Origin of the sequence: Bradyrhizobium sp. SYSU BS000235 (assembly GCF_049747295.1) — a bacterium.
Taxonomy (GTDB): Bacteria; Pseudomonadota; Alphaproteobacteria; order Rhizobiales; family Xanthobacteraceae; genus Afipia.
Map to the genome: position 1 here is coordinate 3,939,336 of NZ_JBMHJM010000001.1, position 23,450 is coordinate 3,962,785.

Consider the following 23,450-nt stretch of genomic DNA (forward strand, 5'->3'; position numbering starts at 1 on the left):
CGGTGGCGGTGAGGGGATATGATCGTCTTCATGCGCGCCGGTTTGCATTCAGGACGACACACCCGATATGACGCTGACGCCCGAGACACTATCCCTGGTGCTGGCCCTGATGGCCGCTCTGCTGTTCGGGACCGGCGTCGTCATTACACAGTTCGGCTTGAAATATCTGCCGCCGTTGTCGGGTGCAGCGGTCAGCGTGCCTGCGTTTACAGCGTTGTTTCTTCTGCTCTCGCCAGTCCTGTTGCACGGGACGACGGTGGAGTGGAGGGCGGTCCCGATCTTCATCGGTGTCGGCCTTGTCTATCCGGCGTTGCTGACGACGCTGACATTCGCATCAAACCGCGCGCTTGGGCCGGTGGTCACCGGCGCCCTTGGCAATCTGGCGCCGTTGTTCTCGGTGGGGCTTGCAGTCGCGGTGCTTGGCGAAGAATTGCATTCGCTGCAATTGGTGGGATTGATGGTCGCCATTGCAGGCGTGTTCCTCATCACGCTCTCGCGCGCCAGCGACAAGGGCGACTGGCGCACTTGGGCGCTGCTGCTGCCGCTCGGTGCCGCGGTGCTGCGGGGTGGTATTCCGCCGATCATCAAGATTGGGCTGGCCATGTGGTCGAGCCCGATTGCCGCGTGTCTTGTCGGCTATATCGTCTCGTCGCTGGTAGTGTTGACATCCGAGCGCGTCCGCACCGGACGGTTCATTCCCAGAGGGCCGATCGCCGGGCACCTGTGGTTCGCGGCTGTTGGCATCTGCAACGGCGTCGCCACATTGATGCTCTATGCTGCTGTCGGTTCTGGCCGCGTCTCGCTGGTGACGCCGCTGGTCGCAACCTATCCGATCGTCACCGTGGCGCTGAGCGCACTTGTTCTCACGCACGTCCGTATCACGGCGAAGCTTACGTTCGGCACCATCGCCGCTGTGGCGGGCGTCGTGCTAGTGCTGGTGGGATGACAAGGCTGCTTGACGGGGAGGGACGGGAGTTACACATTCCTGTTGATGTTGTTGCCGTGAATTCATTGTCCGGCTGCAGGAGCTGTCATGGAATACGCAGACCTTCGCATCCTCGAGGCTGTTGCGCGCCACGGCAGTATGAACCGTGCCGCAGCCGAACTGCACATGGTGCAATCGAATGTAACGGCGCGAATCCGCGCGCTTGAAGAGCAGGTTGGAACCGAGCTGTTCCAGCGCACCAGCCGGGGCGTCGTGCTGACGGCGGCCGGTCAGCGGCTGCTGCCCTATGCGGCGCGGATTGGCGCCTTGCTCAAGGAAGCGCGCGAAGTTGCACGTGATGATGGCACGCCGCGCGGACCACTCCACATCGGCACGCTGGAAACCACCGCCGCGCTTCGGCTGCCGGCCGCGCTCTCGGCTTACACGCGAGCTTATCCCGAGGTCGCGTTGTCGCTGACGACGGGCACGAGCAGCAGTCTTGTCGAAGACGTGGTCGAGCGGCGTCTCGATGGCGCATTCGTGGCCGCCCCGGTGCAGCATGCGGATCTGACAGAAGAGGTGATGTTTCGCGAGGAACTGATGCTGGTGACCGCACCGGCGTTCCGCAATCCGGACGACCTCGGCAAGCAGCGCGATCTCAAGATCATCGTCTTCCGTCGTGGTTGTTCATATCGCCAGCGGCTCGAGAACATTCTCGCGCAGCGTGGCATTCAAACCGCGCAGCCGCTCGAATTTGGCTCGCTCGATGCCATCATCGGCTGCGTCGCCGCGGGCGTCGGCATCACGCTGCTGCCGAAAGCGGTGGTGTTGCCCGCGTGGCGCGAGGGGCGGGTGCTCGCACACGAACTGCCGCCGGAGCAGGCCCGTGTCGATACGGTGTTCGTCCGCCGCAAGGATATGCACCTCACCAGCACCCTCACAGCGTTCCTGGACGTTGCGCGGCCGTCGCCGCTTAAGCTGGTGGCCGGCGAATAATCCGTCATCACTTTCAGAGATAGCTGCTCTCTCAACAATTCGTTACCGCTGATAGCGACCCGTTCCTATGTTTCTGCTGAACAGCACAGGCGGAGGCAGGAATGCCAGGGTCGAGCACATGTGACGCGGCCAGGGTCGCAGCAAACAACGTCGCGCCCAACAACAACACGCAATACAACGGCTGGCGGGCCACCCTGTCGGCGTCCTGCGCCAGCCTTGTGGGCATCGGCCTCGCGCGCTTCGCGTACACCCCGTTGTTGCCCGCGATCATCGGCGAGCACTGGTTTGCGCCATCTGCCGCTGCCTATCTCGGCGCAGCGAATCTCGCGGGCTATCTTGCAGGTGCATTGCTCGGGCGACCGCTCGCCGCACGCGTGCCTGCACATATCGCGCTGCGCGGGCTCATGCTGCTCGCGGCGATCGCGTTCTTCGCCTGCGCCGTGCCTGTCTCGCTGACATGGTTCTTCGTCTGGCGCTTGCTGTCCGGAATTTCCGGCGGCGCGCTGATGGTGCTTGCAGCACCCACTGTCTTGCCTCATGTGCCGCATCGCCGCCGTGGCGTCGCCAGCGGCGCGATCTTCGCGGGCGTGGGCTTAGGGATTGCTGCGTCAGGGACACTGGTGCCGCTGCTGCTTCGTCAGGGTCTCACCGAGACATGGGGTGGCCTCGGCGTCTTGTCACTTATTCTGACGATGATCGCGTGGTCGGGCTGGCCGACGGATTCAGCGCCTGCACAGGTCACGCCTGCCGCGCATTCGCCGCGGCCCTTGCCGGCGGTTCGGCTGCGCGCGCTTTATGTCGAGTATGCGCTCAACGCCGTGGCTCTTGTGCCTCATATGCTCTTCCTTGTCGATTTCGTGGCGCGCGGTCTCGGCCAAGGGCTCGACAGCGGTGCGCAATACTGGGTGCTATTCGGCCTCGGCGCCATCGTCGGCCCGGTGCTGAGCGGGCATCTGGCGGATCGGATCGGTTTCCGGTCGGCGTTGCGTTGGGCGTTTATCCTGCAGGCGCTGAGCGTCGTGGTGCCGGTGTTGAGCACGGGGGCGCCGTCGTTGATCGTCTCCAGCGTCATCGTCGGCGCGTTCACCCCCGGCATCGTGCCGCTCGTGCTGGGCCGCATCCACGAATTGATGCCGCAAGATGTGTCTGCGCAGAAGACGGCGTGGAGTGCGGCGACGACAGCCTTTGCCTTGCTGCAGGCCGCGGCTGCGTATGGGCTGACATTTGTCTTCGCCGAGAGCGGCGGCGACTATCACCTGCTGTTCATGATTGGAGCTGCCTCGGCTGTTCTGGCGCTGTGCGTCGACCTTGCGGTCGGCGTCTTTGCCTCGCGCAGAAAATCTCACGTGCACAAGTGAAATCGTGACCCGATCTCCATCGCCTCATTTTATGAAAGGGAAAACCACATGTCGGTAACTCCAACTGAAATCAGCGGCGCCGAGCGAATTGAGGATCCCGCAAGTCCGTTGGCCACGCTGAGCGGCTTTTATCGCGCGTTCAATGCGGGCGATCTCGATGGTCTTGCGAACAGTTGGCTGGATGGCGATGAACCGAGCATGAGCAACCCGATCGGCGGAATCCGTCGCGGCTGGTCCGAGATCCGCGCGGGCTATGCCAAGCTGTTCGGCGGGCCGGCCCGGGTTCGCGTCGCGTTCCACGATTTCACGTCGCATGGTGACGACCGTGCGCATTTGTTCGTTGGGCGCGAGAAGGGCGTTTGCGAGGCGCCATCCGGAACGCTGGCCTTGCGCTTCCGCACCACGCGTTGGTTTGTGCGGAAGGACGGCGTGTGGCGGCAGTTGCATCATCACGGTTCGGCCGAGGATCCGGCCCTGCTTGCCGATTATCAACGCATCATTTTTGGCGCTCCGCTCGCAGCGCCATGATCGACGCGCCTCTTGTGCTACGACGCTCGCGCTCGACATAATTGTTGCTGTCGCGGGCATCGTGCGGCTACTGATCGGGGAGGACGCTTACTTCTTCTGATAGGCGGTGAAGACGTAATCCTTCGCCGTCACGAGGGTGTGGCAAGCGGCTCCGCAATCGCTCCCGGTCCCTTCCGGTGAAAAGGCGTCGGCCGCAGCGTCGTAGTTGAACTGCGCGTATGCCCAATTGTTGGTGTTTGGGAATCTCTTGCTGTCCCTAACCATGAAATCGACATCGTGCAGGACATCCGGCACGCTCGTTGACGCAGGAGCCTCGGTGCTCTTCTTGAGTTTCCAATGGATCTTCGCAGTCTTGGAGCCGTCCGGGAAAGGCTTGCCGTTGCCGGGTATGCCGGACTTGTAGGCCTCGATCATCACGGGATTGGCGAGGATCACGGCCATCACATTTTCGGCAAGACTGACGGAGACAATTTCCCAGTTCTCGTACCCCCGGAACTCGGAGAAGGCGAGCCCATCAGGCACCTGTACAGTGTACTTATCCTGAGCAGAAATCGCTCTGCCGGCCAGCATGACTGCAACAACGACTGACAGCAATGACGCAACTCTCAACATGCTCATTCCTCCGCCGTGATGTGAAATTGATTAAAATTTCAGTGGCGCGTGAAAGGCATTCGGCGTGCCGGCGAGTTTCAACTCCTCCGTATAGTTCGTGGGATGTGCACGCATCTGCCGTCACCCGCGACCGATGAAACGCTATCATCGGGCGCGGTCGCATACTATCCGTAAGAGTCGGATCGTCGACGTCTACCGTTGCGGCGTTCCTTCGGGGACGATGGTGCGGATGATCGAAGCGTCGAGCTCTTCATAATCGTGAAGGCCAATGGTGTCGTAGAGTTCGGCGCGCGTCTGCATCTCATCGATCATCCTGTGCGTGCCGCCGTCACGCGCGATGGCCGCGTAAAGTTTCTGCTGCGCTTTGTTTGCAACCCGCAAGGCTGAGACCGGCCAGATCACCATCCTGTAGCCCATGTCCCGAAATTCCCGGGCGGTGAAGAATGGTGTCTTGCCGAACTCGGTCATGTTGGCAAGAAGAGGAACGCCCGGCATGCGTGCGGCAAAAGCGCGGAACATGTCGGCCGTATTCAGCGCTTCGGGGAAGATCGCATCGGCGCCGGCTTGCATGTAGAGCTTGGCGCGCGCGACCGCTGCATCGAGCCCTTCGCCGGCAGCGGCATCGGTTCGTGCGACGATCACCAGATCGCGGCGGGCTTTCGCCGCAGCCGCGACCTTTGCAGCCATATCATGCGCGTCCGCGAGCTTCTTGCCGTTGAGGTGTCCGCATTTCTTCGGAAGCAGTTGATCCTCGAGGTGGACGGCGCCTGCACCCGCATCCTCAAACACGCGGACCATGTGCATGACGTTGAGCGCTTCGCCATAACCGGTATCGCCGTCGACCAGCAATGGTAGCTGCGATGCGCGGACGATCTGGCGAACAAAGAACGCGACTTCATCGACGGTGATGATGCCGAGATCCGGCAGGCCCATAGATGCCGTCATCGCGGCGCCCGACAGGTAAAGGGCCTTGAAGCCTGCAGCCTTCGCCTGCAGTGCGGCCATTCCATTATGACTCCCGGGCAATTGCAGAATGCCCGGCTCTTTCAGCAGTGTCCGAAAGCGCCGTCCTGCGCTCTCAGTTGGAAGATTTTCGGCAACGAGATAAGGCATGCTGATGTCCTCATGCAGCCCGAACGGGAGAGGGCGATTTGCCTCGCTCTCCGAGCGGGACGAAGGTCAGATTCTCCGGGCCGACATAATTGGCCGATGGACGAATGATCTTGTTGTCCATGCGTTGTTCGATCACATGCGCGGTCCAGCCGGACGTGCGCGAGATCACGAACAGCGGCGTAAACATCGCCGTCGGAACGCTCATGGCATGGTAAGACACTGCACTGAACCAATCGAGGTTGGCAAACATCCTCTTGCTCTCGGCCATGACGGCCTCGATACGGTCTGCGATCTCGAACATCTTCATCGATCCGCGCTCCCGCGACAGGCGGCGCGCGACGTCCTTGATCACCTTGTTGCGCGGATCAGCGATCGTATAGACAGGATGACCGAAGCCGATGATCACCTCCTTGGCTGCGATCCGGCGGAGAATGTCCTGTTGTGCGTCATCGGCGTCGGCGTAGCGCTTCTGGATTTCGAACGCGACTTCATTGGCGCCGCCGTGCTTTGGGCCGCGCAGCGCCCCGATGGCGCCTGCGATGGCGGAATACATGTCGGACCCGGTTCCTGCGATCGAGCGTGCCGTGAAGGTCGAGGCGTTGAACTCGTGCTCGGCGTAGAGGATTAGCGAGGTGTGCATCGCGCGTTCGTGAGACGCGGACGGTGCGTGGCCGTGAAGCAGATGGAGGAAGTGTCCACCGATGGACTCATCATCCGTTTCCACCTCGATCCGGCGGCCATGATGGGCGAAGTGGTGCCAATACAGCAGCATCGAGCCCAATGAGGCCATCAGCCGGTCGGCAATGTCGCGCGCGCCGGGATGATTGTGATCATGTGCTTCTGGAAGAACGCAGCCAAGGGTCGAGACGCCGCTGCGCATGACATCCATCGGATGCGCTGCCGCCGGCAGCGCTTCCAGGGCGGCTCGTACCGCGCTGGGCAATCCGCGAAGAGATTTAAGTTTGGCCTTATAAGCTGCGAGCTCCGCAGCCGTCGGCAAGGTGCCGTGCACCAGAAGGTGTGCGATCTCCTCGAATTCGCAAGTTTCGGCGACATCAAGGATGTCGTAACCGCGATAGTGCAGGTCATTGCCGCTACGCCCGACCGTGCACAGCGCCGTGTTGCCCGCGACAACGCCGGACAACGCAACGGACTTTTTCGGTGCGGGCTTCGTCGCTTGCGTGGTTTCGTGAGCCATGACGTTCTCCCTTATTCAGCCGCGACGGATGTGCCGTGACGTGAAGCCGGCCAATCGAAGATGCCGTGCGTGGCGTGGCTGCCGAGTTGCTTGGTGTTCACGGTGAAGGTGAGTTCGGTGAGTTCGCCCGCTTTCAGCGACGTCAGCCGCCCGACGGTCGCAATGAAGCGATCCTGCTCCGACGGAGCGATGATGCCGTTCGACAATGTGCGGAATTTCTTGACGTAGTCCGGTCGCTTGAAGGGACGGGCGCCAAGCGGATGGGCGTCCGCCACTGCGAGTTCATCGCTGATCGTCGAGCCGCCCTTGAGTGTTACAATGACACGGCCGCCGAATGCTTTTTCTCTTGGATCGTGGCTGTGATAGCGGCGCGTCCATTCCGGATCTTCGACGGTGGAAATCTTGTTCCACAGCGCCACAGTACTCGCACGGTTGGCGCGCTCCGGCGCATAGGACTTTTCGTGGTGCCAGCCACCGTCTTCCAGCGCGACGGCAAAGATGTACATGATGGAGTGATCGAGGGTTTCGCGGCTTGCCTTCGGGTCCATCTTCTGCGGATCGTTGGCGCCGGTGCCGATCACATAATGTGTGTGATGGCTGGTGTGGATCACGATGCTCTCGACCTTCGACAAATCGCCGATCTTCGGTCCCATGCGGCGCGCAAGGTCGATCAGCGCCTGGCTCTGATATTCCGCCGAGTGTTCCTTGGTGTAAGTGTCGAGAATGGCGCGCTTGGGCTCGCCCTGTTCAGGCAGCGGGACGGCATATTGCGCTTTCGGTCCCGACAGCAGCCAGGCGATGAAGCCGTCTTCGCCCTCCCAGGCAGGCGAGGGCGCGCCTTCGCCGCGCATCACGCGATCGACGGCTTCCACGGCCATCTTGCCCGCAAACGCCGGTGCGTAAGCCTTCCAGCTTGAAATCTCGCCTTTGCGCGACTGTCGCGTGGTGGTGGTGACATGCAGCGCCTGTTGCACTGCTTGATAGATCATCTCGGTCGGGAGACTGAGCAGTGTGCCGATGCCCGCCGCCGCAGACGGTCCGAGATGCGCGATGTGATCGATCTTGTGCTCGTGCAGGCAGATCCCTTTCACGAGATTGACCTGAATCTCGTATCCGGTCGCAAGGCCACGGACCAGCGCGGCGCCGTCAAGGCCGCAATGCTGCGCCACCGCGAGAATGGGTGGAATATTGTCGCCGGGATGCGAATAGTCGGCGGCAAGGAATGTGTCGTGGAAATCGAGTTCGCGGACGGCGACACCGTTGGCCCAGGCAGCCCACTCCGGCGAGATGCACTCGGATGCGGTGAGGCCAAACACGGTCGCGCCGGGCTGGAACGGATGCGCCAGCGCCTGCGCACGCGCGCTTCGCACCGGCCGACGCGCGAGTGACGCTGCCGCCACTGCGGCATTGTCGATGATGCGGTTGCCGATCATCTCGACCACATCCGCGTCCACCGCGACCGGATCGGCTGAGACTTCGGCAATCTTCCATGCGAGGTGGTCAGCGCGCTGAAGTTTCTCTGCGGATTTGTAAGTGCGGACGGCGTGCTGCTTCACGATGAGGCTTCCTTATCGGCTTATGCGGTTGGGCACTTGGGCGGACAGCGTGTCTCTGGCGGCGTGCGCTCGAGTTGGAACGCAGTTAAAGGCGTGTGACCCGGCCCCAAGCGTCTTGTCATTTCGTCAGAACTTCGCAATATCCGCATGAGCAACAGCTTGAAAATGGCTGAAATAGTGGATTTTTGCGAAGGGCTTCCAGTCGAATTGCAAAGTCTGCGAAGTTTGCAAAGCCGGAGAGAGCCGATGAAAAAGACCTTCATGGGTGTCCGCTTGAAGCGCCTGCGGGAGGAGCGGCGACTGACGCAGGCGGCGCTCGCGGCCAAACTCAACATCTCGCTCAGCTATCTCAATCAACTCGAGAACAATCAGCGTCCGTTGACACTGCCGGTGCTGCTTGCGTTGAACGCAGCGTTCGGCCTCGACGTGCAGTCGTTCTCGGAAGACGACGAGGCGCGGCTCGTTTCGGATCTGCGCGATGCGCTGGCCGATCCCGGATTGGGTGAAACGATTTCAACCGCCGAAATCCGCGAACTTGCCATCAACATGCCGGCGGTCGGGCGCGCTCTGCTCGTCCTGCATCGCAAATATCGCTTCACGTCCGAGCAAGTGGCGAGCCTTGCCGCAAGGCTGGGAGAGGATCGCCAGGCGGAAACCGTCACGCTGCCTTCGACGCCTTATGAGGAGGTTCGCGACTTCTTCTATGCGAGCCACAACTATTTCGACGCACTCGATGAAGCTGCGGAGGCGCTATCGACAAAGCTAGGCCTTGTGCCGGAAGCGATGGTTTCCACTCTTGCCGGTCATCTTGCGCGCGAGCACGGTGTGACGTTGGTGATGGAGGAAGCCTCCGCCGACGTACAGCGCCGGTTCGACAAGACGCTCAAGGTGCTGCGGCTGTCGCCGCGTCTGCGGCCCGGCCAGCAGGCGTTTCAACTGGCGACCCAGGTGGCGATGCTGGGTTTCGAGCGTGAGTTGCGCGAGCTGGTGGATGCCGCGCGCTTCAGCAACGCGGAGACGGAAGGCCTGGCGCGCATTGGTCTCGCCAACTATTTCGCCGGTGCGCTCATCATGCCTTATCGCAGGTTTCTCGCATCCGCCGAACGTGTGCGTTACGACATCGAGCTTCTCGGCCAGGAGTATCAAGTCGGCTTCGAGACTGTGTGCCACCGCCTGAGCACGCTGCAGCGGAATTCGGAGCGTGGCATCCCGTTCTTCTTCATTCGGGTGGACCGCGCCGGAAACATCTCGAAGCGTCAATCGGCCACTGACTTCCACTTCTCGCGCGTCGGCGGAACGTGCCCGCTGTGGAATGTCTATGAGGCATTCGCGAGCCCGGGCAAGATTCTTACGCAATTGGCGCAGATGCCGGATGGACGCACCTATCTCTGGATTGCCCGAACCGTCTCGCATCATCGCGGCGGCTATGGCTCGGCGGGCAAAACGTTTGCCGTCGCGCTTGGCTGCGACGTCCGTCACGCCGAGCGGATCGTCTATTCGCGCGGGCTCGATCTCAAGAGTCCCGACAGTCCGACGCCGATCGGCCTCGGATGCAAAGTATGCGAACGGTTTGAATGCTCGCAGCGCGCGTTTCCGCCGATCGGACGAACGCTTCAGGTGGATGAGACGCTGTCACGCTTTGCCCCGTACACGGCAGCGCGGGCGGCGGAGACGTGAAGTCGCGATCTGCCTGATGGTGCGATGATTATAGATTTATCGTTCGATCACGTTAACCCGATCGAAATGATAAGCATTGGCCGCACTGAAGAGCGCTTTCTCTGCCAAGGAACGAACATCGTCGCGGAGTATTTTCTCCGCAGGCAGGGACTTGGAATGCAAGACTACAAGATCAAACGAGCCGGTAACGAGTTTGTCGTCTATGTCGGTGACAGCCAAGTTCTCAAGTGCGCGAGCCGGCGTGAAGCGGAACATGCAATTCGCAATGCCAGCGGTGACGCGGCGCGTCGCTGGTATGTGCCGCCAGGTCTCGTGCGCGCGTTGAATTACTTCCGCAACGCGTCCCGCGATACAGACTAGGGTACATCCTCATAAATTGACTGTGATTGGCACCGCGTGATCGATGCCCGCGCCGTGATGTCCGCCTTGGAATATTTGCCCGGTGATATCTGCCCTGTGATGCCTGCATAGCCATCGCGCCGAAGCGACGCGATGAGGAGCGGTTTATCGAACAACCTCAAACTGGGCAATTATCTTCCCGGTGAGACGTCCTTCATAGCAGGACTGCACTGGTGGAATGCTCGGAAGAGCAGGGCGAAGTGCCTCGCTACACGGCAGATGGTTGTGAATTGATCGTAGTGCGATGTTGTATCGGGGCCACGCTTCGCTATCAAATCATTTTCGTCACCAGCGTGTCACGTCCAGATGTTTGCTAAGAGCACACACCCGTTAGGAGCCACTATGTACATCTACCGATTCGCTTCTGCCGCGATGCTCGCGGCAACAGCGCTCACGTCCGTCACTATCCAGCAAGCGCATGCACAATCTGCCGGCGGCGGCGATTCCGAGATCGCGCTTTTGAAACAGCAGGTCCGCCTGCTCGAGCAGAAGCTCGACAAAATCCAGCAGCAGACGTCGGCGAACACGACGGCCACAGCGAACGCCAAGGCTGAAGCAAGGGCTGAGGCGAAAGCCGAGGCGAAGGCGGCAGCCAAGGCTGCGGTTGCCAACGCCAATGCTGCCATGCCGAGGAAAGCGCCGATCGCGTATACCGGCGCGGTGGTGTCGATGCCGAACAACCGGCCGACCATCTGCACCGCGGACGGCGAGAATTGCGTCGGCATCACAGGCCGCCTGCACTGGGATGTTGGCGGTTACGACTTCCATCCCAACACCGCGAGCGGGCCGCAGCGGCTCGACTCGGGTGAGAATGTCCGTCGCGCTCGCATCGGCCTCGCCGGCAAATTCCTCAGCGACTGGAATTTCGCTCTGATCTACGACTTTGGTGGCACGTCTGATGGCTTTGGCGGTGCTGCGTCCGGATCTCTTCCAGGCGGCGGCACGTCGGGTATCGAAAACGCTTACCTGAGCTACACCGGCCTGAAGCCGTTCGGTGGCAAGATGGCGATCGAAGGCGGCATCATGGACATTCCTTGGACGCTCGATGAGGCCACGAGCTCCAACGACATTCTGTTCATGGAGCGTGCCTCATCCCAGGTGATCGCGGTCAATCTCGCCGCCGGCGATTTCCGCTCGACCTTCGGCACGCGTTGGTGGAATGACACCTTCTGGGTGGGCGGCTATGTCACCGGCCCGACCACAGGCTCTGTCCACACGGCGGCCGTTACGGCACCAAGCTCCACCGAACAGTATGGTGCAGTGGTCCGCGCCGCAGGTCAGCTCGTGAGTGGCAACAATTATTCGTTGCACGTCGGTGCCAACGCCGAATGGCTGATCCAACCGCCGCGTAACATTGCGACGGGAGGGCAGACGGTGACATTCAGCGATCGTCCGGAGCTGCGCATCGATCCGACCACGCTGATCAACACTGGCGCGATCGCCAACGCCTCCGGCGCGCAGGTTTACGGTGCCGAAGCGGCTGCCACCTACGGCTCGCTGTTCTTCCAGGGCGAGTACTACTGGTACAATGTCGATCGCGAGGCCTCGACCGGTTTGCCGCCAATCGGTGCGCCGAGCCTGCAGTTCCAGGGCGGCTATGCGCAGGCGAGCTACGTGCTGACCGGCGAGACCCACACCTACAACGCGTCGACCGCCTCGTATAACGGCATCAAGCCGCGGGATCCGTTCTCGATCCATGGCGGCGGCTGGGGTGCCTGGGAAGTCGCGGGTCGTGTCTCGACCATCGATCTCAACGATAAGGTCGGAACAGCGCTCGGCGTCGCCGGCGGCCGACAGACCGTCTACACGGCGGGCCTGAACTGGTACGTCAACGGCAACCTCCGCTTCATGCTGGACTATCTGCACGGAGATGTCGCCAAGCAGGCGTCGCCGACGTCAACGGTGGATTCCGGTTCGACGTTCGACGCGGTTGCGATGCGCACCCAGTTCGCCTTCTAAGACTGTTGGTACAGCCGGTTTCGCTGTCTCCATTACATGCGGCAACCCAGAACAATCGTTCTGGGTTGCCGTTTGCTTATGCAGCGTCGCGAGATGTCGGCGAAATGTGCCGCGGCGTGTAGTCCCCTAGTACACCAAGAAAGGTGTTGGACACGAACGGCGTTCCGCTCTGATGCAACGCGTGTCCAATGCGGTCGTCACCGTGCTCTGGTTTAAGAACCTGGAGTTCGTCGTAGTCGCCTCCGTTCTGCGACCGGAATGCGATGGACTCAGCGGCCTCAATGTCCAGCAGGCGGCGGATATAGGCTTGCGCCATGCTTTCCACGGCGTCCGGCGTCGCCTTGTTGACCTCGTAGAACACTGCGGGCGGAACGACCGTGAGACCGGGATAGAACAACAGGCCGTGATGGATCGGCCAGAGCAGATCATCGATGTTGCCATTGACGCCGCGCGGGCCGTAGTGGGACATGCGGCCGCCGACGGTCATCGCCACCATGGCGCGCTTGCCCAGAAGAATGCCTTCGCCGAACCGTTTGCCCCATTGCGCGCCGCCATGGGGGCCGACACCGTAAGCGAAACCGTAGGCATAAACGCGGTCGAACCATCCCTTCATGATGGCGGGCATGCCGTACCACCAGAACGGAAACTGCAGCACCACGACATCGGCCCACAGCAGCTTCCGTTGTTCCTCGGCGATGTCGGTGGACTGGTTGCCGGCCGCGTAAGCTTCCTTCGATGCATAGCCGTAGTTAAGTGGCGCTCCCCGGTCGCGGACGGGGAAGTCATCGCCGTCGGCAACGGCCTTCCATCCCATCGCGTAGAGATCGGAGACGACGACGTCGTGCCCGGCGGCGGTCAGAGCCCCGACGGCGCGGTCCTTGAGATGGCCTGTGAGCGATTTCGGTTCCGGATGGGCATAGACGATCAGGTATTTCATGGTGTCCTCACGATCGGTTGGTCGCTGCACCGAAGGTGGGACCTTTTAGCCATCTATTGAAATTGTAAGATTATGGTGCTGGTATCCATGAAATGGATGACAAACGCCCCGACCTCAATTTGCTGCTTGCTCTCGACGCGCTGCTGTCGGAGCAGAACGTCACGCGCGCGGCCAAGCGCCTCAATCTCAGCCAGCCGGCGCTCAGCGCGCAACTGGCGCGGCTGCGCGATCTGTTCGGCGATCAGCTGTTCGTGCCGACTTCGCGCGGCGTGCTGCCGACCGCAGCTGCGGAGGAACTGCGCGAGCCGGTGCGGCGCGCACTGGAAGAAGCGAGAGGCGTGTTCGGGCAGGGGCGGGGCTTCGATCCCGCCACCACCGAGTTCACCTTCACCATTGCATCGAGCGACTACATGCAGGTCGCCGTGTTGCTGCCATTTCTGACGGCGATCAGCGAGGCGGCCCCGAAAGTGAGGGTGATGGCGAAGCTCGGCAGCGCCCGCATGGCACGCGGCGAGCTCGAACGCGGCGACCTTGATCTCGCCTTCCTGCAAGTGGGAAGCCCGGACGCCATCGGATTACATACCCTGCCGGTCCTGCAGGAAACCTATATCGGCATCGCGCGCCGCGGCGGCGCGCCGACGGGACGAATGGCGATGAAACGTTTTATCGCCGCGCGCCATATTATCGTCTCGCCGGCCGGTGACGGCTTTCTGGGGCCAACAGATGAAGCGCTTGCGGCAGCCGGTCTGACGCGCACGGTCTCCTTCGCAGTGTCGTCATTCGTGACGTTGATCGAGGCGGTGGCGCAGAGCGAGTTGATCGCAATGGCGCCGGAGCGGCTCGCACGGCGGTACGCCGACAGGCTGGATCTGTTCAAGGCGCCGCTCGATGTCGAGGGCTTCGGCATCGCGATGGTGTGGCACGATCGAACCAAGGATCATCCGGCGCACCGCTGGCTTCGCGACAGGTTATCGGCGTTTTGTAACGTGACGCCGCGTGCGCGACGCTAGAAGGGAAGTGTCACGCCGCTTCGTCTCTTGAGGTGCTTCTTGTGTTATCGCGAAGCCGTGCGCTTCGGCCTGCGGATGGCGCGCACCTTGCCGCTGCTTCCACCCCCGCAGTAGAAGCGGTCGGCGCCGTCGGATTCCAATCCCGACACGGCAGTGTCAGGCGGCATCTTGAGGCTTTCGAGAACTTCGCCGGTCTTGGGATCGATGCGCCGCACATCGCCCTCGTTACCTTCCCAGGTGCCGTGCCAGAGGTCGCCGTCGACCCATGTCACGCCGGTGACGAAGCGGTTGGTCTCGATGGTGCGCAGGATCTTGCCCGTATTCGGATCGATCTGGTGGATCTTGCGGTCGCGATATTGTCCGACCCACAACGAGCCTTCCGCCCAGGCGAGGCCGGAGTCGCCGCCGTTGCCGGGGGCCGGAATAGTGGAGAGCACGTCGCCGGTTTTCGGATCGATCTTCTGGATGCGCTTCTCGGCGATCTGAAACAGATGTTCGCCGTCGAACGCCGTGCCGGCATGCGCGGGGACATCGATCGTGCGCTGGACTTTTCCGTTGGCGGGATCGAGCGCGCTGATGGTGTCGCCGGTAGCGAACCACACATTTTTCCCGTCAAATGTCAGTCCATGGACATGGTCGACGCCGGGGAAGGGGCCATACTCCTGAATGATGTCGGCCGCGCTGGCGGTGGCTGCTGATTGCTTCATGTGCTCATCCTCTCGCTGTGTGATGAAGCCACCTTAATCAGGCCGGCAGCGGAGCAGGGAGTAACAAGGTCGTCGTGAAACCGGGAACGGGCGGCGTCATCCAGCGGCGCGCGCGCCCATGGCCGAACGACTGCACCTTACCTGCAAGCGCAAGAGAGTCGAGTGCGCGCTGCACCGTGCGCTGGCTGGTATCGAGCGCCAGCGCCAGCGCAGAACTCGACCAGGTTTCGCCGTCGGCGAGCAGGGCGAGCACTTCCGCGTGCTGTTCTTCGACAGGATGCGCCAGCACGAGCACTTGTCTCGCATTGAGTGGGGTGAGCGCGAATCCGCGCGGGGTGGCGCTTATGGTTGCCACCCTTTCGATCATGGTGCGCAGCCGGCCGATCTCGACCCGCAACCGCGCGCGGTGGGATTCATCGGCGTGCTTGGCGCGGAACGCCCGCGCCACCAAGTCGTCCCGCGACACGTCCGCGGGCCAGGCTTCGGCCAGCGCGCGGGCGAGTGCGAACAGCACCGGACGGGTGGCGAGCGAGACGGTGCCGTGCGGATCGCGCACGCTATAACGGCAGGCATCGACCACGAGGTCTTTCGACGACTGCAGCGTCTCGACCTCGTCAAGCAGAAGTGGCCGCTCCGTACCATCGGTGATCAGGCGCGCGGCTGGCGACTTGAGGATGCGCATGGCGCTCTCCACTTCCGCAATGAGGGCGGGAATTCGGGCCTGTCGCGCGCTCTCTGCCGCTCGCGCCAGCGCATCGCGCGCGGTCTTCGCCTGCAGCCGCCGCATGGCGATGCCTGCCGTCACCAGCGCATGGGCGGCTTTCAATGCGGGCGGCAAGGGGTCGGGGGCGAGCAGGGCGAGCACGCGCTCGGCCTCATCGAGTCGCCCGATCAGCAGCAGGCGGCGAACCTCGAGATAGCGCGCATGGGCAGTGTTGATGGTATCGCCATGCTGTTCGAGCGTGACACGCGCAGCATCGAGGCTCTTTTCCGGCCAGCCGAGGTCCCGCGAAGCCAGCGCGATCTCGGCCTCCGCGACCACGCATCGCGCGCGAGAGACGGTCTCGCGCGGGCCGAACGCGCGCGCCGCACGCCGCAACAGCGCTTTCGCGCGTGCTAAATCGCCGAGCTGCGCCATCGCGATGCCGCGCAGTGCCAGCGCGGGCGCATCGTCGCGCAAGGCAATGCGGTTCAGCGCCCCGAGGGGATCACCCGAGGCGAGCGCCCGTGCGGCAGCCGTGATCAGCGAGTCCATTTAAATTCCGACAGATGTGTCAAATGACGGGCGGCGCTAACTTGCCTTGTTGAGTCGCTCCCGAAAAGCGCGAGGGGAGAGCCCCGTGGCCGTTGTGTAGACGCGGGTGAAATAAGCAGGATCATCGAAGCCCAGTGCATAGGCAATCGCCGAAACCGGCAAGTTCGTATAAACGAGATTTCGCCGCGCTTCACGGATCATCCGGTTGAGGATGTGGTGCGAAGCGGTGCTTCCTGTCGCAGCCCGCGTCACGCGGTTGAGATGCGTGGGCGTGATCGACAGCGCCTGGGCGTAGTCCGAAACGCTCCAGCGCTCAATATGATGGTCTTCGAGCAGAGTCTCGAAGCGGCGAAAGATATCGGGCTCAACCGTGTTTTCGCGTGTCACGCCGGCAAGCTCGCGCGCAACGAGCCCAATCAGGCTTGCGGACAACGCGCGCAGCACATGGGCGCGAGCAAAGCCCTGCGCTGCATGTTCGGTAAAAATCTGTTTCATCGTCGCACGGATCTGGGACGTGCTCCGAACCACGGCGGCGTGAGACAGCAGAGTGCGCAAGCCTTCCGACGCCAATAAAACCTGATCCAGAATCTCGGTGGACAGCGTCAGGACCCAGCCTTGCGTGCCCGGTACGAAGCTAAATCCATGCACGTTCCTGACAGGGACGTTCACGATATGCATCGGCCGCAGCACATAGGATTGGCCGTCGAGCGTTGCCTGTCCTCCGCCGCTTTCGATCAGAAGCACCTGGTGCAGCCGCTCGTGCCGGTGCACGGCCAGCGTCCAGTCATGCAGGACGGAGCGTGACGGAATGGTCTCGCAATGCACCACGTCCGGCAGGTCGCCATGCTCCCCGAACAGATTGTAGACCGTGATTGCCGAGCTTGGTGCTAGTTTCCCCATGTTCGAATTGTACAAGACAATGGCTGATCCCTCCATCCGTTTATCCCGTCAAATCGGAGATTGTTGGGATTACGGAGGAAACAAAAGTGAAGGTTCAGGTCTGTATCGTCGGCGGCGGGCCGTCCGGCTTATTGCTCTCGCAGCTCCTTCATCTGCGGGGCGTCGACACGATCGTTCTCGAAAAACACAGCCGGGATTACGTGCTGTCCCGCATCCGTGCCGGCGTGCTGGAGCAGGGCTTTGCCAAGCTGATGCGCGAGGCCGAGTGCGGCGAGCGGATGGACCGCGAGGGCGAAGTCCATAACGGATTTCATATCGCGCACGAAGGCGTGCTCGATCACGTCGACCTTCACAAATATTCCGGCGGCGCGTCGGTTCTCGTTTACGGACAGACCGAAGTCACGCGCGACCTTTACGAGGCACGCGATCGTCTCGGCGGCAAAATCGTCCACAATGCGGAAGACGTGACGCTGCACGATCTGACGACGGACGCTCCGTATGTCACGTGCCGCAGCGAGGGAGCTGAGGTCCGTGTCGACTGCGACTTCGTGGTCGGTGCCGACGGCTTCCATGGCGTCAGCCGGAAATCGATCCCCGGTGAAGCCTTGCACGAACATGAAAAGGTCTATCCGTTCGGCTGGCTCGGAGTACTGTCGCGCACAAAGCCGGTGTCACCCGAATTGATCTATGTGAAACACCAGCGTGGTTTTGCCTTGTGTTCGATGCGCTCTCAGGTGCTGAGCCGCTATTACATCCAGGTTCCGATCACCGATAAAGTGGAAGACTGGTCCGACGATGCGTTTTGGGCGGAATTGAAGCGCCGCCTGCCGCAGGAGGTGGCGGCTCAACTCGTCACCGGTCCGTCCATTGAAAAGAGCATTGCGCCGCTGCGCAGCTTCGTTGCCGAACCGATGAGCTATGGCCGGCTGTTCCTCGCCGGTGACGCCGCCCATATCTTTCCGCCGACCGGTGCGCGCGGGCTCAATACTGCAGGCTCCGACGTGCATTACCTCTACCATGCGCTGCTCGCGCACTACAAAGCCGGCGATAGCGTGGGGCTGAAGGACTACTCGCAGAAGGCGCTTGCCCGCGTCTGGAAGGCGCAACGCTTCTCCTGGTGGATGACCTCAATGCTGCATCGCTTTCCTGATCGCAACTCGTATGACGATCAGCTGCAGCAGACCGAGATTGATTATGTGTTTTCGTCGGACACCGCGATGCGGATGCTGGCCGAGAACTATGTCGGGTTGCCGTATTGAACAGCAGGCTGCCGCTGCTTTCATCACCCACACTATGCAGGCGGTGATGTGAACAGCGCAAAAAGTTTTCGGCGCAAGACACGTCGAGACCGCATGAATTCTGACAACATATATTTGGGGAGGAGACTGATAATGAACATGAAGAAAGCGTTGATAGTGCTTGCATGCTTTGCCGGCACAGCAGCCAGGGCCGAGATATCCGACAATGTCGTGCGCGTCGGCGTGCTCAATGACATCTCCGGCGTGTTTCAGGATACCAACGGCATGGGGTCGGTCGAGGCCGCGCGCATGGCGGCGGAGGATTTCGCGGGCGGCGGGAAGAACATCAAGGTCGAGATCGTTTACGCGGATCACCAGAACAAGGCCGATGTGGGCGTTGCGATCGCGCGGAAATGGCTCGACGTGGAAGGCGTCGACGCCATCGTCGACGTTCCGAACTCGTCCGTCGGCCTCGCGCTCAACGAACTTTTGCGCAACAGCCGCATGACCTTCCTGGCCTCGTCGACCGCAAGCTCGGATCTGACCGGCAAGGCCTGCTCACCGAACACCATTCAATGGGTCAACGATACCTGGGCTACGGGCAACACGACCGCGTCGGCGATGATGGCGCAGGGCGGCAAGGACTGGTATTTCGTCACCGTGGACTATGCGCTCGGCAAAGGCATCGAGGCGGAAGCGAGCAAATATATCGAGGCTCATGGCGGCAAGGTTCTCGGCTCGGCCAAACATCCGCTCGGCACGTCCGATTTCGCGTCATTCCTGTTGCAGGCGCAGTCGTCGAAAGCGCAGGTCATCGGCCTTGCCAATGCCGGCGGCGACACCATCAATGCCGTCAAGCAGGCGGCCGAATTCGGCATTCAGCAGAGCGGACAGAAGCTGGTGGCTTTCCTCATGTTGATTCAGGACGTGCATGGCATGGGCCTGAAGGTCGCGCAGGGGCTGCAACTTATGGAAGCGTTCTACTGGGACATGAATGATGATACCCGGGCCTTTGCCAAGCGTTTCGCGGCACGTCCCGGCATGAACGGCAAGATGCCGAGCAGCAATCACGCCGGCGTTTATGCGGCGACCATGGCCTATTTGAACGCCGTCGCGGCCAAGGGCAGCGACAACGCCAAGGATGTGGTGCCGCAGATGAAGACGTTCTCCGGCAAGGACAAGCTGTTCGGCGATATCACGATTCGCCAGGACGGACGCGTGGTGCACCCGCTGTTCCTGTATGAGGTGAAGAAGCCCGAAGAATCCAAGTATCCTTGGGACTATTACAAGCTGATCTCGAGCGTTCCGGGCGACAAGGCCTTCAGGCCACAGGCTGAAGGTGGTTGTTCGCTGGTGAAGTAAGGGCGGCCTCACACTCCGCATGTGCTTTGTCCCGGACGCGAAGCGCGGCCGGGACATTGTTATTTTGTGACATCGGGTGCGCTGGACGTCCGGAGCGACCCGGCGATTGCAATAGATCGTCAAATCAACCAGTCTTTCCATCGTGATCAGGTTCTCTGACACGAGGTCTGTTGTCCATGCATCCGCGGCTCGCACGAATATTGAAGATGTTCGCCGTCATCCTGGTGAGCGGGATGATCGGCGGCGCCATCTATACGATGTCGCGGTTGGGGACCGCTCCGAACGACATCATGATCGGGGTCTCGTATGGGCTGCTGATCAGCGCGGCGATCGGCGGCTTCGAGATGTTCGCGTCGACCGGACCGCTGCGGACGTGGCTGGCCAGCCTGTCCTTCACCGTCAGTCTCCTGATCCGCAGCGTCATCTATGCCGCGGTGATCCTGCCGATCCAGTACTTCGATCTCGGGACGCGACTGGTCGGGTTGACGCCGGACCCGGGGCGAGGCGACTTCGTATCCGCGATCATCTTCTGCGGCGCGTTCTCGATCATGATGAATCTCGTGCTTGGGGTGATCAACATCATTGGCCCGCGTTCATTCCTCAATCTCGCCACCGGCCGCTATCATTCGCCCATTGAGGAAGAGCGCTTCGTGCTGTTCGTCGATATCGCCGGCTCCACGGGGCTTGCCGAGAAACTGGGCGGCCTCGCCATTCATCGCTTTCTCGACCAGACCTTTCGCGTCCTGACCGATGCCGTGGTCGATTATCGCGGCGAAATCCTGCACTACGTCGGCGACGAGGTGATCGTCACATGGCCGGCGGCGGTCGGCGCAGTCGACTGCCGGCCACTCAAATGCTTTCTGGCGATGCGGGCTGCGCTCGCCGAGAAAGCGGGACGGTTTGAAAAGGAGTTTGGCGCTGCGCCGAAAATCCGCGGTAGCCTGCATTTCGGGACCGTGATCGCGGGCGAGATCGGCAGCGTGAAGCGCGCGATTGTCCTTAATGGTGACGTGATGAATACCGCCGCGCGGCTCGAGGCCTTGAGCCGCGAGGTCAAAGGCGGATTTCTTGTTTCGCGCGCGGCGATTGCGAAGTTCTCCGCCGCACCGCCGGTTTCGCTGGAAGATCTCGGCCCGCGCGCCATTCGCGGCCGCGCCGACAGCATCGATGTGCTGGGGTTGGCGGTGTGACACGCTCTCGTTTGTTATGACGCCTTGGCGGTTGGCTGGGGAAGGGCGCGTGCAGCGACGCGCTCGAACTCGCTCTCAGTGATATAGCCGCTGATCATTTGTCCGGCGATGCGCCAGCTTGGGGTGCCGCGCACGCCGAAGTCTTCACCGAGCCGCTGGCCTTCATAGACGCCAACACGCGCTTCGCCGCTGGTCAGCGCCGCACGCAGGTTGTCGAGATCCGTCACGAACTCGCTCGTGCACTTAAGCACGGTTTCGAGATCGCCGATGTCGAGACCATCGGCAAAATGCGCGCGGAACAGCCGCGTCTGGACGGCGGCGAACGCATCCGGCTGATGCCGACGTACCCATTCGGCGGCGGCAAGGGCAATCCCTGAGTTCGGCAGCCGCGGCGGCCAGTTCAGCGGCAGGCCGAGCGCCGCCGCGTTGCGCTCGATCTGCTGGTACATCGGACCCTGGCGCGGGCCGACATTAATGCCTCCGGCTGGAATCTCGGCATGCGCCTGAAACGGCAGTTCGATGACGGTGAGGCCGCGCTGCTGCAGCAGATGGGTGCGCGCCTGGCCGAGATAGCAGAACGGGCAGGTGAGGTCGTACCAGTGCAGGGCGACTGGACCTTCATCCGCAACATGCTGCAGGCTGACCGGCGGCGCCGACACGAGTGAACCAGACATGATGTCTCCGAAAGCTCGTTGCCCGATAGGAATGATGGCAACGACGACTAAATGATGGCGGCACCGTGCACTATCAAGTGATGGCCGAGCGAACTCTGCGGTCGCGGCATACGTGGCTTGTGATAGGCGGAATAATCACTCCACCTGCTGCACGGCTGTATGACAGGCCGGCGATAGGATTTCCCGGCATGGATGTTCTTTGCCTTGAAGAAGCGGCATTGTCATCCAAGCGATTGTTCGCGATACGCCTCTTGTTTTTCATGCACTTATGTCATGAACGCGCTGCAGAGTCGTGCGACCAACCAGGGTCACCGGCTATCCGCAGTTCGCGAACAAGCCGAGGCGCGGTTCTGGCGCATGATTAGCGGGCACGAATCTGACTTCGTTGCCGCGTCCCCCCGATCTGACGAGACCAAACCGTCCGAGATATTTGAGGTTGGCGTAGTATTTTGAATCCGGTGGAGAGGCCGGAACCGGCCCGCTCTGTTGGGCTGGTTCAACGTACTCTTCGCGGCTTTGCGCTCCCGGATCGATGGCCGCAACTGTGCGATACGACGTGGCCGTCGCTATCTGCGTGCCGAGCGACGTATAGGGGAGCGTTTTGGAGTCGCAGTACGATGTCAAAGCTCCGGACGACAGTTCAAACTTCCAGAGTTTGTAGCCGACGGCGAAAAAATATGAGCCGCCGTCGGCGGACCGGTAAACAGAGGCGCCGGAGTTGTAGGGTTTGTCCCATACCGAGAACCATTCGCTCGAATGCCTGGACCACCATCCGCCGAAGCGGGACAGGCTGATTTTCTCGTCCATGCCCCAGCCCCACGTCATGGTGTAGGTCAGGGTGTATCCTGAAGGCTCCAGCGCGACCGCTGCCGATCGCGACATCCACGTGGTCCAGAGCAGATAGGCCACGATCACGACCAAGCCGGTCTTGAGAGGTTGTCGCATGGTGGGGAAGCTATTTCCTCACCGCAGCGGTTCGATCATCGCCGCCATGTCGGGGTCGAGCAGGACTCTGTAGTTCGCATTACCGCATTGGATGATCCAGGCGGCGCGGTCGGGACGGGAGCGCTTGTGGTCGCGCGTTGCGCGGACCGGCGTCGCGCAGGCAAAGCCCTGCAGGCGAACCTGCGCCGCCAGCGAGTCTGCGGGTGACGTCGCCCCCTGCGCGTTGGCGTGAGACGCGGCGAATCCAGCAACAGCAAGCGCGGTCACGGTGCTTAAGGAGAGAGTCCCAAATCTTTTGAGCATGACAAAACCCCGACTGAAAATATCTCGCTCGACCGCCGCACTATACAGCAAAAATCGATGCTGTCCCGCGAACGTCCGCGCAGCCATGGCCATGATGCCGGATCGCGTGGGCCGTCATGGGATCGTCGTGAAGCGAGGCCGCATGCGCGGCCCCGAGCATCGCATGAGTTGCGTGATTTCGATGAAGCGGCCCGCTATGTCCCCGCACCCATCATCAGATAGATGATGCGCCCCAGTGCGCCGAGCACCAGGGCAGTCGCCGCGAAGGATTGAATGAAGAAGCCGGGAAGGCGCTTTTCCGGCGCGGAGAGATAACCAACGAAATAGACGATGCGCCCTGCGATCCAGGCGAGGCCCAGCCAACCGGCCCACACCGCGCTCCAGTAGATGGCGAACAGCCACATCGCCGGCAGGAAGATTGGCATCCATTCCACGGTGTTGGCATGGGCGCGGAAGGCGCATTCGAGGCGCGGGTGGCCGGTCATGGTCGGCGCCAGGATGCCGGTCTTGTGGTGCGTGCGCGCCACGGTCAAAGCCATGCTGAAGCACATCAGCCCCACCAGCAGGGTGACAAGCGATACGAAATAATAGCGCTCCATTGTTCCTCC

General features: G+C 61.7%; 23 protein-coding genes. 11 read left to right on the forward strand and 12 right to left on the reverse strand.

Annotated features, from left to right (window positions below; translation table 11 throughout):
* Window positions 1–67 precede the first annotated feature (67 nt).
* The 4 genes from ACP0KA_RS18285 to ACP0KA_RS18300 all read left to right on the forward strand — a co-directional run bounded on the left by ACP0KA_RS18285 (window position 68) and on the right by ACP0KA_RS18300 (window position 3,807).
* Entirely contained in the window at window positions 68–946 is an 879-nt protein-coding gene (locus ACP0KA_RS18285; protein ID WP_424630148.1) for an EamA family transporter, read from the forward strand.
* An 87-nt stretch (window positions 947–1,033) separates the two neighbouring features.
* Window positions 1,034–1,921: a LysR family transcriptional regulator gene (locus ACP0KA_RS18290; RefSeq protein WP_424630149.1), complete on the forward strand. Its 888-nt coding sequence runs from the start codon at window positions 1,034–1,036 to the stop codon at window positions 1,919–1,921.
* 101 nt (window positions 1,922–2,022) lie between these two features.
* Complete coding sequence (locus tag ACP0KA_RS18295) at window positions 2,023–3,279, forward strand: YbfB/YjiJ family MFS transporter (protein WP_424630150.1); 1,257 nt, start codon at window positions 2,023–2,025, stop codon at window positions 3,277–3,279.
* Window positions 3,280–3,327: 48 nt separating this feature from the next.
* Window positions 3,328–3,807, forward strand: a complete 480-nt coding sequence (locus tag ACP0KA_RS18300; RefSeq protein ID WP_424630151.1) for a YybH family protein — start codon at window positions 3,328–3,330, stop codon at window positions 3,805–3,807.
* A gap of 87 nt (window positions 3,808–3,894) precedes the next feature.
* On the opposite strand, the gene ACP0KA_RS18305 is transcribed toward ACP0KA_RS18300, so the two are convergent.
* The 4 genes from ACP0KA_RS18305 to ACP0KA_RS18320 form a co-directional block, all read right to left on the reverse strand.
* The gene (locus ACP0KA_RS18305; protein ID WP_424630152.1) at window positions 3,895–4,425 is read right to left on the reverse strand and encodes a cytochrome P460 family protein; all 531 of its coding nucleotides are present in this window, start codon (window positions 4,423–4,425) and stop codon (window positions 3,895–3,897) included.
* A gap of 186 nt (window positions 4,426–4,611) precedes the next feature.
* Entirely contained in the window at window positions 4,612–5,532 is a 921-nt protein-coding gene (gene prpB / locus ACP0KA_RS18310) for a methylisocitrate lyase (protein ID WP_424630153.1), read from the reverse strand.
* 10 nt (window positions 5,533–5,542) lie between these two features.
* Window positions 5,543–6,730 carry a bifunctional 2-methylcitrate synthase/citrate synthase gene (prpC, locus tag ACP0KA_RS18315; RefSeq protein WP_424630154.1) on the reverse strand — a complete coding sequence of 396 codons (1,188 nt, stop codon included), beginning with the start codon at window positions 6,728–6,730 and terminating at the stop codon, window positions 5,543–5,545.
* Window positions 6,731–6,741: 11 nt separating this feature from the next.
* Window positions 6,742–8,286: an MmgE/PrpD family protein gene (locus tag ACP0KA_RS18320; RefSeq protein WP_424630155.1), complete on the reverse strand. Its 1,545-nt coding sequence runs from the start codon at window positions 8,284–8,286 to the stop codon at window positions 6,742–6,744.
* Between the two features lie 246 nt (window positions 8,287–8,532).
* Here ACP0KA_RS18320 and ACP0KA_RS18325 point away from each other — a divergent pair, with 246 nt between their 5' ends.
* From ACP0KA_RS18325 to ACP0KA_RS18335, 3 genes are all read left to right on the forward strand, one after another.
* A complete protein-coding gene (locus ACP0KA_RS18325; RefSeq protein ID WP_424630156.1) occupies window positions 8,533–9,963 on the forward strand; it encodes a short-chain fatty acyl-CoA regulator family protein in 1,431 nt (476 codons plus the stop codon).
* A gap of 24 nt (window positions 9,964–9,987) precedes the next feature.
* Complete coding sequence (locus ACP0KA_RS18330) at window positions 9,988–10,323, forward strand: hypothetical protein (RefSeq protein ID WP_424630157.1); 336 nt, start codon at window positions 9,988–9,990, stop codon at window positions 10,321–10,323.
* A gap of 411 nt (window positions 10,324–10,734) precedes the next feature.
* Window positions 10,735–12,321, forward strand: coding sequence for an OprO/OprP family phosphate-selective porin (locus tag ACP0KA_RS18335; protein WP_424631652.1), 1,587 nt, complete (start codon window positions 10,735–10,737; stop codon window positions 12,319–12,321).
* 76 nt (window positions 12,322–12,397) lie between these two features.
* Here ACP0KA_RS18335 and ACP0KA_RS18340 read toward each other — a convergent pair whose 3' ends face one another.
* A complete protein-coding gene (locus ACP0KA_RS18340) occupies window positions 12,398–13,258 on the reverse strand; it encodes an NAD(P)H-dependent oxidoreductase (protein ID WP_424630158.1) in 861 nt (286 codons plus the stop codon).
* A gap of 92 nt (window positions 13,259–13,350) precedes the next feature.
* Between ACP0KA_RS18340 and ACP0KA_RS18345 the strand changes: the two genes are divergently transcribed.
* Window positions 13,351–14,268: a LysR family transcriptional regulator gene (locus tag ACP0KA_RS18345; RefSeq protein WP_424630159.1), complete on the forward strand. Its 918-nt coding sequence runs from the start codon at window positions 13,351–13,353 to the stop codon at window positions 14,266–14,268.
* 44 nt (window positions 14,269–14,312) lie between these two features.
* Here ACP0KA_RS18345 and ACP0KA_RS18350 read toward each other — a convergent pair whose 3' ends face one another.
* From ACP0KA_RS18350 to ACP0KA_RS18360, 3 genes are read right to left on the reverse strand one after another with little or no spacing between them, the layout of a single operon-like run.
* On the reverse strand, window positions 14,313–14,975 hold the full coding sequence (locus tag ACP0KA_RS18350; RefSeq protein WP_424630160.1) for a PQQ-binding-like beta-propeller repeat protein: 663 nt from the start codon (window positions 14,973–14,975) through the stop codon (window positions 14,313–14,315).
* A gap of 37 nt (window positions 14,976–15,012) precedes the next feature.
* Window positions 15,013–16,230 carry a helix-turn-helix domain-containing protein gene (locus tag ACP0KA_RS18355; RefSeq protein ID WP_424630161.1) on the reverse strand — a complete coding sequence of 406 codons (1,218 nt, stop codon included), beginning with the start codon at window positions 16,228–16,230 and terminating at the stop codon, window positions 15,013–15,015.
* A 36-nt stretch (window positions 16,231–16,266) separates the two neighbouring features.
* Entirely contained in the window at window positions 16,267–17,166 is a 900-nt protein-coding gene (locus ACP0KA_RS18360) for a helix-turn-helix domain-containing protein (RefSeq protein ID WP_424630162.1), read from the reverse strand.
* 50 nt (window positions 17,167–17,216) lie between these two features.
* On the opposite strand from ACP0KA_RS18360, the gene pobA reads away from it, so the two are divergent.
* The 3 genes from pobA to ACP0KA_RS18375 all read left to right on the forward strand — a co-directional run bounded on the left by pobA (window position 17,217) and on the right by ACP0KA_RS18375 (window position 20,920).
* Complete coding sequence (gene pobA, locus ACP0KA_RS18365) at window positions 17,217–18,389, forward strand: 4-hydroxybenzoate 3-monooxygenase (protein ID WP_424630163.1); 1,173 nt, start codon at window positions 17,217–17,219, stop codon at window positions 18,387–18,389.
* Window positions 18,390–18,521: 132 nt separating this feature from the next.
* On the forward strand, window positions 18,522–19,730 hold the full coding sequence (locus ACP0KA_RS18370; protein ID WP_424630164.1) for an ABC transporter substrate-binding protein: 1,209 nt from the start codon (window positions 18,522–18,524) through the stop codon (window positions 19,728–19,730).
* Window positions 19,731–19,936: 206 nt separating this feature from the next.
* Complete coding sequence (locus tag ACP0KA_RS18375; RefSeq protein WP_424630165.1) at window positions 19,937–20,920, forward strand: adenylate/guanylate cyclase domain-containing protein; 984 nt, start codon at window positions 19,937–19,939, stop codon at window positions 20,918–20,920.
* A gap of 14 nt (window positions 20,921–20,934) precedes the next feature.
* Here the strand turns inward: ACP0KA_RS18375 and ACP0KA_RS18380 are convergent, their stop codons facing one another.
* The 4 genes from ACP0KA_RS18380 to ACP0KA_RS18395 form a co-directional block, all read right to left on the reverse strand.
* Complete coding sequence (locus ACP0KA_RS18380; protein WP_424630166.1) at window positions 20,935–21,594, reverse strand: DsbA family oxidoreductase; 660 nt, start codon at window positions 21,592–21,594, stop codon at window positions 20,935–20,937.
* A 315-nt stretch (window positions 21,595–21,909) separates the two neighbouring features.
* Complete coding sequence (locus tag ACP0KA_RS18385; RefSeq protein WP_424630167.1) at window positions 21,910–22,539, reverse strand: hypothetical protein; 630 nt, start codon at window positions 22,537–22,539, stop codon at window positions 21,910–21,912.
* Window positions 22,540–22,557: 18 nt separating this feature from the next.
* A complete protein-coding gene (locus ACP0KA_RS18390) occupies window positions 22,558–22,842 on the reverse strand; it encodes a hypothetical protein (protein WP_424630168.1) in 285 nt (94 codons plus the stop codon).
* Window positions 22,843–23,036: 194 nt separating this feature from the next.
* Window positions 23,037–23,441 carry an MAPEG family protein gene (locus ACP0KA_RS18395; protein ID WP_424630169.1) on the reverse strand — a complete coding sequence of 135 codons (405 nt, stop codon included), beginning with the start codon at window positions 23,439–23,441 and terminating at the stop codon, window positions 23,037–23,039.
* Window positions 23,442–23,450 lie beyond the last annotated feature (9 nt).